The organism is Shewanella sp. SM87 (assembly GCF_025653705.1).
GTDB classification, from domain to species: Bacteria; Pseudomonadota; Gammaproteobacteria; order Enterobacterales; family Shewanellaceae; genus Shewanella; species Shewanella oncorhynchi.
On sequence record NZ_JAKKSC010000044.1, the window covers coordinates 16,307 to 28,755 of the forward strand.

General features: G+C 39.2%; 10 protein-coding genes. 5 read left to right on the forward strand and 5 right to left on the reverse strand.

Annotated elements, in window-relative coordinates; all coding sequences use genetic code 11:
- Positions 1-205: 205 nt before the first annotated feature.
- The 4 genes from L5M11_RS21785 (at position 206) to L5M11_RS21800 (ending at position 4,689) form a co-directional block, all read left to right on the forward strand.
- Positions 206-952, forward strand: a complete 747-nt coding sequence (locus L5M11_RS21785) for a class I SAM-dependent methyltransferase (protein WP_063882138.1) — start codon at positions 206-208, stop codon at positions 950-952.
- Positions 953-1,271: 319 nt separating this feature from the next.
- Positions 1,272-1,820 (forward strand): TnsA endonuclease N-terminal domain-containing protein, encoded by a 549-nt coding sequence (locus L5M11_RS21790; protein ID WP_263193233.1) that lies wholly within the window; start codon positions 1,272-1,274, stop codon positions 1,818-1,820.
- Entirely contained in the window at positions 1,817-3,670 is a 1,854-nt protein-coding gene (locus tag L5M11_RS21795) for a Mu transposase C-terminal domain-containing protein (protein ID WP_263193234.1), read from the forward strand. The genes L5M11_RS21790 and L5M11_RS21795 overlap by 4 nt, the downstream gene beginning before the upstream one ends.
- Entirely contained in the window at positions 3,667-4,689 is a 1,023-nt protein-coding gene (locus L5M11_RS21800; protein WP_263193235.1) for a TniB family NTP-binding protein, read from the forward strand. Before L5M11_RS21795 ends, L5M11_RS21800 begins: the two co-directional genes overlap by 4 nt.
- On the opposite strand, the gene L5M11_RS21805 is transcribed toward L5M11_RS21800, so the two are convergent.
- On the reverse strand, positions 4,671-6,083 hold the full coding sequence (locus L5M11_RS21805; RefSeq protein ID WP_263193237.1) for a DEAD/DEAH box helicase: 1,413 nt from the start codon (positions 6,081-6,083) through the stop codon (positions 4,671-4,673). The genes L5M11_RS21800 and L5M11_RS21805 overlap by 19 nt on opposite strands.
- A gap of 2 nt (positions 6,084-6,085) precedes the next feature.
- The gene (locus L5M11_RS21810) at positions 6,086-6,607 is read right to left on the reverse strand and encodes a hypothetical protein (RefSeq protein ID WP_263193238.1); all 522 of its coding nucleotides are present in this window, start codon (positions 6,605-6,607) and stop codon (positions 6,086-6,088) included.
- A gap of 219 nt (positions 6,608-6,826) precedes the next feature.
- Between L5M11_RS21810 and L5M11_RS21815 the strand changes: the two genes are divergently transcribed.
- A complete protein-coding gene (locus L5M11_RS21815) occupies positions 6,827-7,144 on the forward strand; it encodes a helix-turn-helix domain-containing protein (protein WP_263193240.1) in 318 nt (105 codons plus the stop codon).
- A 65-nt stretch (positions 7,145-7,209) separates the two neighbouring features.
- Here the strand turns inward: L5M11_RS21815 and L5M11_RS21820 are convergent, their stop codons facing one another.
- Genes L5M11_RS21820 through hsdR form a run of 3 tightly spaced genes read right to left on the reverse strand, consistent with a single transcriptional unit; the run spans position 7,210 to position 12,266 of the window.
- Positions 7,210-8,679, reverse strand: coding sequence for a hypothetical protein (locus tag L5M11_RS21820; RefSeq protein WP_263193243.1), 1,470 nt, complete (start codon positions 8,677-8,679; stop codon positions 7,210-7,212).
- A 2-nt stretch (positions 8,680-8,681) separates the two neighbouring features.
- A complete protein-coding gene (locus L5M11_RS21825; protein ID WP_263193245.1) occupies positions 8,682-9,707 on the reverse strand; it encodes a protein kinase domain-containing protein in 1,026 nt (341 codons plus the stop codon).
- A 15-nt stretch (positions 9,708-9,722) separates the two neighbouring features.
- The gene (gene hsdR, locus L5M11_RS21830; protein ID WP_263193246.1) at positions 9,723-12,266 is read right to left on the reverse strand and encodes an EcoAI/FtnUII family type I restriction enzme subunit R; all 2,544 of its coding nucleotides are present in this window, start codon (positions 12,264-12,266) and stop codon (positions 9,723-9,725) included.
- Between the last annotated feature and the right edge of the window lie 183 nt (positions 12,267-12,449).

A 12,449-nucleotide genomic window follows, 5' to 3' on the forward strand; every position in this document is an offset into this window, starting at 1 on the left:
AATCACTAAACTGTTATACAAATAGATTGCCGCCTTTATAAATCAGTATATTACAGTGTGATACTTGTTTGAATTATTAAGGGCGCACTGAGACAAATTGGCTAATACAGTGATGAGCTTGGTGATGTGTTTTGCTTACTAGCATATTCATAAACGAGATTTTTAGGCATAATGGCCATCATTTTCGTTGGTTAGAAGACAGCCTGTGACCCCGATTTTTTTCAATCAGCAATACCCAACACTTGTGGATATTTGTGCACGTTGGCAACTCGTCTACGATGCGAATGCGACCTTCGAATTGCGTTTTGAATCAGATACTTTATCACTGCATAAACGCGATGAGCCTAAGCTCGATGGCATAGTGGTGGATTTTGTGACTGGCGCCGTCGCTCATAGACGTAAGTTTGGTGGCGGTCGTGGCCAATCTATCGCTAAAGCGGTGGGATTAAAGCAAGGGGTAACACCGAGTGTGGTCGATGGCACTGCGGGTTTAGGGCGCGATGCATTTGTGCTCGCAAGCCTTGGTTGTACAGTAACTATGGTTGAACGTCATCCTGTGGTTGCCGCATTACTTGAAGATGGCTTACGCCGCGCCTATCAAGATGCTGAAATTGGCGATTGGATGCGTGAGCGGATGCGCCTATTTCATGGATCTAGCCTAGAAGCACTATCGAAATTGGCACAAGAGGTGGATGTGGTTTACCTCGATCCTATGTACCCCCACCGTGATAAATCGGCCCTTGTTAAAAAAGAAATGCGTGTATTCCAATCCTTAGTCGGTGCCGATTTAGATGCCGATGGCTTACTCACCCCAGCTTTAGCCTTAGCAACTAAACGTGTCGTCGTTAAGCGCCCTGATTATGCCGAAGATTTGGATGGGGTTAAACCTAATACGGTTATTGAAACCAAGAAAAACCGTTTCGATGTCTACGTAAAAGCCGCGATGAAATAGCGAAGATTTTTCTCATCGCGAACATTGTATGCTTTCTGTCGCTGAACCCATACACTGACATAACGTACCCATAGTCTGACAAATTTAACTCATTCAATGACATAAAAATGGCTTTTGTAATCATGTTACAAAAGCTATTTTCTTTAATATTAGTATGTTGAACAATTAATAACCCATAGATTGACAAAAAACTGCATGCCAGTACACTAAATGTACACTATTCGTTCGAATTATACTTATGTATATAAGAAGCTTACGCAAACCATCACCGAACAAAAACGTATTTAAATTCGCTAGCGCAAAAGTTAGCGAAACGATAATGTGTGAAAGTTCATTGGAGTTTGATGCGTGCTTTCATCATGAATACAATGATTGTATAGAGGTGTTTGGTAGCCAGCCTGAAGGGTTCTATTACGCTTTTGAGGGCAAAAGATTGCCCTATACTCCTGATGCGATAATTCAGTTTTTTGATGGGACAGTAAAGTTCCATGAATATAAACCTTATAGCAAAACATTCGATCCAATCTTTAGGGCTAAATTTCTAGCAAAGAAAGCAGTTGCTCAGTCTTTAGGTGCAGATCTTATCTTGGTCACTGAACGTCAAATCCGTGTAAACCCGATTCTAAATAATCTTAAAATTTTGCATCGATATTCGGGAGTTTACGGCTTGAGCGACATTCAAGTTGAACTGCTTAATCTTATAAAAAAAACAGGGAAAATGAGTGTTAACGATGTGGCTGCAAAGCAATCATTAGCATTAGGGGAAATCCGTTCACACTTGTATTCCCTTATGCATAAAGGATTGGTTAAGGCGAACTTAAGCCAGGATGATCTTGGTTGTAATCCAGCTGTATGGTGCATTGAATGATGGATTTTGAAGATGAATTTAGTGAGTCTGAATTAGTTAAAAAACCAGATACCCCCATTCAATATGTGAAGTTAGAGGATACTGCATTAGTCAAAAGAGACTTAGATACCTTCCCTGAATTTTTAAGAGACAATGCGTTAAACAAATATCAACTCATTGTCTTCATAGACAAAAAAATTTCTGGTGGATGGACTCAAAAAAATCTAGATCCAATTCTTGATGTTCTTTTTACTACGGCCATGGACAAGCGGCCTAACTGGCGAACGTTAGTCCGTTGGCGTAAAAGCTACATTGAAAGTGATGGTGACCTTGCATCATTAGTCGTTAAGCGACACAAAATGGGTAATAGAACGAGTCGAGTTAAGGGGGATGAAGCATTTTTTGAGCAAGCCCTAACTCGTTTTTTAGATGCTAAAAGGCCTAAAGTATCTACAGCATATCAGTACTATAAAGATGCCATCACAATTGAAAATGAGAGCATTGTTGATGGACAAATTCCTATCATTTCTTATAAAAGCTTTAACCAAAGAATAAAGTCATTACCTCCTTATCCTGTTGCAGTGGCGCGGCATGGTAAATTTAAAGCAGATCAATGGTTTGCTTATTGCTCTTCCCATATTCCCCCAACGCGAATATTAGAGCGGGTAGAAATCGATCATACCCCACTAGATCTAATCCTGATTGACGATGAATTATCTATCCCAATTGGCAGACCTTATTTAACTTTGATTGTTGATGTTTTCAGCGGTTGTGTTTTGGGGTTTCACTTAAGTTATCGAGCACCTTCATATGTTTCAGTTGCAAAAGCAATAGTACATGCAATAAAACCTAAATCATTTGAAGGTCTTGGGATCAAACTTCAACATGAGTGGCCTTGCTTTGGTAAATTTGAAAATCTAGTTGTGGATAATGGAGCTGAGTTTTGGTCTAAGAGCTTAGAGCATGCGTGTGAAGAAGCAGGAATTAACATTCAAATTAATCAAGTTCGTAAACCTTGGTTAAAGCCTTTTGTAGAACGTTTTTTCGGGACGATTAACGAATGCTTTTTAACCGAAATACCAGGTAAAACCTTCTCGAATATCCTAGCAAAAGAAGACTATAAACCTGAAAAAGACGCCATTATGCGCTTTTCTACTTTTGTTGAAGAATTCCATCGCTGGATTGTTGATATTTATCATCAAGAATCAGACTCACGTGAAACACGAATTCCTATAAAACAGTGGCAGCGTGGCTTTGATATTTACCCGCCACTAAAGATGAGTACAGAGGACGAACAACGGTTTACTGTGCTGATGGGTATTTCAGGTGAGCGAACATTAACCAGAAACGGTTTTAAATTTGAAGAGTTAATGTATGACTCTACTGCTTTGGCCGATTACAGAAAGCATTACCCACAAACCAAAGAAACCATCAAAAAAATCATTAAAGTCGACCCTGATGATCTATCGAGTATCCATGTTTACCTCGAGGAATTAGGCGGTTATCTTAAAGTCCCCTGTACTGATAATAGTGATTATACCCACGGTTTGAGCCTTCATGAGCATAAAGTGATTAAGAAAATTAATCGTGAGATTATTCGGGAAGGGAAGGATGATTTGGGATTAGCTAAAGCGCGTATGGCTATTCATGCTCGAGTTAAACAAGAGCAAGAAGCATTTATAGCATCCAAAACCAAAGCAAAAATTACAGCGGTTAAGAAACAGGCTCAGTTGGCTGATGTGAGTAGCACAGGCCAAAATACGATAAAAATGAAAAGTGATGATCAGAGCTTACTTTTACCTAGTAAATCAGCAGCTAAACAAATCCATATTTTCGAAAACTGGGACGACGATTTAGAGGCTTTTGAATGAAGACATTAAGTCCTACTCAAATTGAACAACTGGGTAAATTTAGCGACTGTATTGTCATGCATCCTCAGCTGATAACCATTTTCAATGATTTTGATGAACTAAGGTTTAATCGAACTTTTCAATCAGATCAGCAATGTATGCTCTTAACGGGAGATACCGGAGTAGGCAAAAGCCATCTAATCAGCCACTATAAAAAACAAGTATTAGCTAGCCAAAATTACGGACGTGAATCTATACCAGTTCTAGTTAGCCGTATATCTAGTGGCAAAGGATTAGATGCAACACTAACTCAGATGTTGATGGATCTTAAACTGTTTGGAAGCCATCAAAGAAAGAAGCATGGCTATGCCACTGACTTGAGGAAAAAACTGGTTGATAACTTGGTTAAAGCCAAAGTTGAGCTGCTTATCATTAATGAGTTTCAAGAATTAATCGAGTTCAAAACAGTTCAAGAGAGACAGCTGATTGCAAATGCGTTCAAGTATATAAGTGAAGAAGCCAGAGTTCCTATTGTGTTAGTCGGTATGCCTTGGGCCGAACAAATTGCAGAAGAACCACAGTGGTCATCTCGCTTAGTGAGAAGAAGAAAACTTGAATATTTTAGTCTTCAAAAAGACAGCAAGTATTACCGCCAATATCTGATGGGTTTAGCTAAGTACATGCCCTTTGAGGAGCTTCCCAAGCTGGAAGACAAGCATGTGGCAATTCCCTTATTTGCAGCCTGTAGAGGTGAAAATAGGATTCTAAAACACTTTCTTTTAGAAGCATTGAAGAATGCGCTACTCGCAGGTGCTAACACGCTAGAAAATCAACATTTTGCTGATGCTTATACAACACTTTTCAATCGAACATCAGGGACAGTCTCAAATAATCCATTTACGCAACCAATAGAGGATATTCTGATTTCTGAAGTTTTTGAGCATTCTAGGTATAACTCAAATGCAATGTCAGCAGAAGACATGCTGATTGCTAGAGTATTTTCTAAACCACAAACCTTAGCTCAGCTACTGAGTAAATAATTATCAAACATTCTGACGATTTGCTCTTTATATGAACCTAGCAATGCCAAATTGTAAGAGTTCTCTTCGTCAATGGCTGACTTATGTGAAGCGCTAGCATGTCCATTAGTATTGGATAATGAAAAACCTGACAGATCCACATGTAACTCATTACCTATATTCCCTTGAGTAGCTTCACTTGATGTTAATTGCGGTAACTCTATGTCTAAATCCTGTGAGCCAGTCTGCTCGATAACCACAGATTGCTCTGGTAAATCTTGGTCAATTCTATAAGCAAACTCTGTCAGGCTTGATTCTGCTAACGTGAATAACCAAGCTTGTTGAGCCTCATTTGAATTAACCCTTAATATTCGACCTAGGACTTGTCGGTAATGCATTTCAGTTTTTATTCGGCTCAAATGACAACATACTTGCAGCCGAGGGATATCTGTACCTTCAGAAATCATCCCCACACTAACAATCCACTGGGTGTGACTTTGTCGAAATCCATCAATAATACAGGAAGGATTCTTTGAGCTAGATGTCACGATGCACGCACTTTGTTTAAGATCAGAGACAAGTATTTGGAGTAATCGTTTAGCATGCTTAATTGACGCCGCAACAACTAAACCGCCGGCATTCGGGTTACTCAGGCGCATTTCAGTTAATTTTTTAACGCTTTGATTCAACATATAATGCATTATTTGATGATGATTAATTAACGCCTGATAACTGTATCTTGGATCTAACAAGAGCTCAGCTATAGATGCAAATGTCTCAATCTCTTGATCAATTTCTAGTTTGATTTTGTTGTTATCAATTAAAACGATATTAGGCTGACGACAGACGTTATCCGCAATTGCCTGCTTTAATCCATAGCTAAAATCACAGTGGATTGTATTATCTGGTTCAGTGAATCGTGAAAGCACAATAGGGGCCTTGTCTGAGCGCCAAGGTGTACCTGAAAGCGCTAACGTATATGCCGCATGATATTGAATGTTTAGTAGTACCTCTTCTCCCCATGCATTGGCATTACTAAGAAGATTGCCCTTTAGATGATGGACTTCATCCATGATCACAAACACTTTATGTGTTCGTAATAGCTGCCAAAACACCTCAGTTAAGGAGGGCATGAACTGATAGGTATAGACACTACCAATGGCACCCATTAGCCCGTCAAATCGCTTGTTCAGACGCTTTGAAAAGGTTGAGCGAATGCTGTCATTCACCTCTGATGATGGAGAGAAGCACAGCACAAAATCAATTTTCCCCATAGCAATCAGTCTTGCAGCTAGTTCTGCAGCCATAATAGTTTTACCAGCACCTGGCGTGGCTAAACACATAAAGTGACTTTGAGTTTGATATCGTGCCAACGCCGCATCAACGCATTGGCTTTGCCATTGTCTTAACTTCACCGTCATAGTCCTTTGAGGTCGTTAAGGCATGACTCTACAGCTTTAATCTTCCCCATCAATGTTGAACTTTGATTACGAGCATTCATGTATCTGGGATAAAGCCTGGGTTTCGAATTGGGGATCTCTTCAATGAGACGTTTAAACTCTTCCGCTTCCCCAATGTATCCAAGTAAATCAACTTGATATTGGTTGAGTGTAGCCTTAAGGCGTGTTAGTTCTTGTGAGTTTGAAGACGTGATAGCTATTGCTTTGACTCGCGCGTTGCTGGGTACTAGCTGTGATTTATCGAACAGTGCTGTTTTATAATAAACGTGCTTATTCACCTGGTTTCTTTTCTCCAAAAATCCAACATTGACCAGCTTTGCACAAGCACGACGCACCAGCTGATCTATATCTTTTGGCGATACTGAAGAATTCGCCTCTATTATCAAGTTTTTTATCTGAGTAATAGTGAATTTTTCAAGCTCTACGGCAATGATAATACTAAACAAAATTTCATTTATACGAATTAATTTTATAGCCACGGTTTTTACCAATAGTTTTTAATTTCAATGCTTAACGAGCCACTCCATGACATTTTGTTACGCTTAAATCAACAAGCCTTCATTGATAGGTAACTTGATATTACTTAGCTCAGATTAAATCTTGACAACAAGCTCCAAAAAGCTAAGGATTCCTTAGTATACCTTAAGTGAAAAAACTAAGACAATCTGAGTTATCAAAGGACAAATCATGTTGAAGCTGTGGCAGATAAAATCATCAATCCATTACCTCTTAGGCTTAAACAAGCTCGCACTGCTAAGGGAATTAGTCAAAAACAGCTGGGTATCCAGCTAGGTATGGAAGTTGGTAGCGCGAGTGCGCGTATGAATCAGTATGAAAAAGGCAAGCATACACCTGACTACAAGACCTTAAAGGCAATGGCCGATGAGCTAGGTGTACCTGTGGCTTATTTTTTTTGTGAGTCAGAAAGCACAGCAGAATTACTGTGCTTACTTGAGAATATGAGTGAAGAGGAAAAGATAGATTTGTTAGAGAAAATCAAATCAATTGACAAGTAAAGAATCTAATAAGGAGCTTCATAAAACTAAATAACTAAAGTAGTTCTACTCTACTCATATAATACTTACTCAATCATTTCTAAAATTCGGTATTTTTTTGCCAATTTTATTGATTCATTTTTTAATGACTTTGCTTCTATTGGTGAAACTGCTTCTAGTTGTTTTGCATAGAAATGATACGCTAAACAAAGAGTACGATCTAAGTTGTTATTTTTTAGTATTCTTATCGAGTTTTCATATAAATTCCGACCCTCCTCTAGCATGCCATTTTCAATATATGCCATCCCGTATGTCGCTGACAGCGTTGCAACGCTATTAGGATCTTCGCTATTAACTCTTCTGGATAATAATCTTAGGTCGACATCAATATCCAATGTTTGTTTTTTCATTAACTTTGCAACAATAAGATTATTTAACTCTCCAAAACCCATATGAGATTTTGGTATTCTATTATTTGAAATATCTATAACAAATTGTGGGTCATTTAATCCTGCTATGCTCAAATAGCCAGCATCAACAATTGGCCCTATGCTATATGGCTGAAATTCATACATTTCTACTAACTTATCTCTACATTGTAAAAATAATTTTTTGGCATATAAATCATTAACTCCACCTTCAATTGAGGTATTGTTTTCAGGTATATTTGGGAAAATAATTCGATGTTTATGATGTAACCATTTTGCATGAGCTACAACATTTTCAGATGGTTCATTTAAAGCTTGTTGTAGATGTTTTTTACCTTTTTTTATAGCACCATTTTGAATTTCGATTGTACCTACAGTGGCTGCTAATTCCGATATTCTAGCTTGATTTCCTTTCCAACCTTCTAATAGTAATAGAGCAGGTTTTATATTAGGTTTTATTAGTTCAAATGCTGAACCTATTGCCATGTAAGCACTAAGTATAAGTGGGTTAGTGTTAATTCCTTGAATGTTTTTCAAGTACCAAATTGCTTGCTCTGGATCATCTATTTGTACTAAAAACCTAGCATATGCTCGCGCAATATAGGAATTCTGTGGATCAAGGTTTTTAGCTATTCCAGTACAATATTCTGCTTTTTTATATTCACTTAATATAGAGTAATAAAACCCTAGATCCATCCAGCTTAATGAATCTCTAGGGTTTAACTTTACAATGTTCTTTAATTTATTAATTATAAGGTGAACTTGTTCGGGATTAGTAGAGTAGCCAGAAGAGTTATCGATCAATTTTAATTTTGGGCAAACAAGGTTTTGTACAGCATTTGGAAGAGCATCAAAATTATCAAGTAGAAATCGTTGGAGGGTGTTAAATGTTGAGTTATCTCTTTCATCTTCTTGAATATATCTTATAAATAGATCAATCGCGTTTGCAGTTGTTGGTGATTCCTTCCAATGATTCAGTGATTTTTCAAACCAAAAGTCATTTACTAAATTACTCTTTTTTATTCCTAGCTTATTTTGTGCTGCATAGTGATATTTGAATAATTTTCTAGATGTATGCCACCTAGGAATTAACTGTCTATTTTCCATCATTAATATGTTATTTGACATAATTAACTCAACCCCTTAACAAATGCCATTCTATTAATTACAGCCATTTTACTTATATATTTCTCCATTGATAATCTTTGTGCTTTGTTTAAGTGTTTCTTGTTACCCCTAAGATCATGATCTGGATAACAAAGTTCATCTACAATACATACCAGTTCGTTAGCAATCTCATATCCAAAGAGGCTCTCACAATCATTCCTAAATCTATTCATTATTGTCGTAAATGCAGACTTCATGAATGGAAGTATCTCAGGGTAAGTTTCTAAATTTGGAGGGATTAATAATTTTGACTCTTCGATCAATATAGGAGTTATTTGTACGCCCGAAATGACATGGAAAATTAAGCTTCCAAACATGTGCAAATCAGAGAGTTTCCTATCTATAAATTCAGACGGTACAAATCCGAGGTGAATTTCAATTGGAGCATAAGATCTATCACCTGTAAAAGTGAGCCCTGAAAATGGTGAGTTACCACTTACATCAGTTACTCGCCCTAAGTCTGAAATTTTCGACTCTTGATTGGGGAAGCACAAGACATTTGATGGTTTAATATCTTGATGTATTATGCCTATGAGGTGTAATTGCCTTATACCAATAGCAACATGGTGTAGGGATTTAAATAGTGATCTCCATGAACTAATATTTGTGTTTATGAATTGTTCTCTTAAGTCGCCTTCCGCCAGTTCAAAAATAATATAAAAGACTCTATTAAATGGCGGAAAACTTTTTGGGCTAAGTATTTCTCCACTATCTAGTGGTGTAACTACTTTAGATAATTTTTGGTCTCTACACTGCTCTAATATTTTTTGCTCAAAAAGATATTCATCAATTGTTTTTTTCATCCCTTCAAGAGAACCTGATGCAACTTTTGACAGATCCATAGCCTTTAAAAAACCTATCTTTCCCCTACTTGAAACGGCTGTATATCTAGTACAAAAATTTCCGCCACTTCCTGAGGTTTTATTGATCATTTTTCCTATCGTCCAACCTGATTCTGTAACTAAACCTTCCAAAGCTGTTGATGGCATGCTTAAAATTCCTTTTTATTCATACAAATGTTTTTGAAATCCGATAAAGGTGTCTCGAATGACTAAGGGTGTGCCCAGCTCGGCGATGGCGTCATTGATGTTGTTGTACTTCAGGTCTAGCAAGCTACGCATTTTTTTGGGTGAAAGTTCATCCTCACCATCTTCGACGTATTTACTCAAGATGAAGTTGATAAACTCTTGTTGTTTATAATCCCCAAACGACTGCACGATGGCGGGTTTAGCGTTGTTAGCTCGCTCCTGTCTTGTGTGGACCTCAGTGGCAAAAGCGACATACTTCAGTACATCGTATACATCGCTTTGCGTAGCATCGATTAGGTCTTTCATCCCCTCAAGCTTTTCATGGTCGTAACCGGCTTCTGCGAGGTTTAATAGTAGTTGTTCGCGGGTATCTGGATCACTCCATATTGCGCGTAAATGATCTTCATCTTTGAAGAATTGCGGCATATCGCCAAATAAGCTTTCAACTAATTCTTTACCGGTAACAGGTTTACCACCATGCCAATACATAACCGATGAAATATGTAGTATCTGCCGCGCTTTGCCGTCAGACAGCTTAATCACTATTTTCTCTTTACCGCCGCAGGTACATGGTTGATTACCACAAACACTACAGGGCTCTGGTTGGCAGATGCAAGGGCTTAAGCAGCATTTGGTACATGGTGGTTGCTCGCAAGTACAGGGCTCGTTGCCGCACTCATCACATGGTTCGTCAGGGCAGTTGCAAGGTGTAAAGCCACAAACTGAACAAGGTTCAGGTTGGCAGACGCAAGGGCTTTCATTGCATGTTTCACAAAGCGGTGTTGGTTCAGGTTCGCCATCCCAGTCAGGATCGGCAAAATTATGATGAGCTTTTACAAAGTCGTATATGGTAAAGAAGTCCTTACCATCATACAGCCGAGTACCACGACCAATAATCTGCTTAAACTCAATCATGTTATTACAAGGGCGCATTAACACAATATTACGCACATTACGGGCATCAACACCAGTAGACAGCTTGCGCGATGTGGTTAAAACTGTCGGGATGGTTTTCTCGTTATCTTTGAATATTTCTAAATCTTTCTCGCCGTCTTTACCGTCATTAGCCGTGATGCGAACACAATAATTTGTATTGGTCGTCCAGCCTTTTTGCCTAGCGTATTGATTAATTTCATCGCGCACTTTGCCTGCGTGTTCTTGCGTGGCACAAAACACTATGGTCTTTTCTTTCGGATTAAATTTATCCATCCAGTAATGCACACGTTTTTGCTCGCGCACTGGAATGGTAATAATACGGTTAAAGTCTCCTTCTCTATAAAGCTTACCAGGCTCTGGAACACCTTGTATAACAACACCATCCCCAGGGGTATAAACATATTCATCCATGGTGCCGACAATGGGGTAAACCTTAAACGGAGTTAAAAAGCCATCATTAATGCCTTGTTTGAGGGTGTAGCTGTAAACCGCATCGCCAAAGTAGGCGTAAGTGTTGGTGTTGTCTGTTCGCTTAGGCGTCGCCGTTAATCCCAGTTGAACAGCAGAGGAGAAATGGTTAAGAATGTCGCGCCATGAGCTTTCATCATTTGCACCGCCGCGATGACACTCATCAATGATAACTAGGTCAAAAAAGTCAGCTGGGTAGTGCTTGTAATAAGCATCGTCGTCTTGGGTTATTTCGCCGTCTTCTTTTTCTTCAATATCTTTGTTTGGGCCACTCATAAATGTGTGGAAGATGGTAAAAAAGATAGAGGCATTTTTAGGGACACCGCCACGCTTACGAATATCTGCAGGTGTCATGCGTACCAATGCATCGTCACCAAAAGCGCCAAAATCGTTAAAGGCTTGGTTGGCCAAAACATTGCGGTCGGCTAAAAATAATATCCGTGGACGTTTCTTTGCTGCGCTAGGGTGTTTTTGCGCTGGTAAGCTCCAACGGCTTTGAAATAGTTTCCATGCAATTTGGAAGGCAATACAGGTTTTACCTGTACCGGTAGCTAGGGTTAATAAAACCTTAGGTTTGCCTTTGGCAATGGCTTCTAAGGCATTGTTGATGGCGTTTTCTTGATAATAACGTGGTTGCCAATCACCTTTACACTCAAAAGGAATCTGCGCAAAACGTTCGCGCCAAATTGAGGTGTAGTTTGCCTCAGTGGCATTTATATCGGTACTAAATGCAGGATCGAAGGCTAGCGCCCATAGCTCATCAGGGCTTAAAAAGCGTTCTACTAGTTCTTCTACACCACTGGCCATATCGATTTGATATATCTCACGGCCATTGGTGGCATAAGCAATGCGGCATTGTAATCGCTGGGCATAGTCTTTTGCTTGGCGAACGCCTTCGGTATAGCTTAACTGTTCTTTTTTCGCTTCAATGGCGGCCAGTTTACGGCCACGGTATTCCAACACATAGTCGCTGCTTAAACTTGCTGCACGTTTGCCGCCACCAATAATGCGCCCTTGAGTAATGCTTACCTCACGACGAATGAAGCTCGCATCAATTGCACCCCAGCCGTAAGCGTCCATTTTAGGACGTATTGACGCCTTATAGATTTCGGCCAAGCATCCTGGCTAGATGTCTTTCATGATCTGCACCAGTCCTGGTGGGATTTTCCACTGGCGGTTATCATCGCTGACCACCATCACTGATTTCTTGTTGATTTTGATAACCACCCCGAACACTTGGCCTTCTTTGGCCTTGAAGTGGACTTTTTGGCCTAAACGTAGCTGGCTTAGAACATTGAT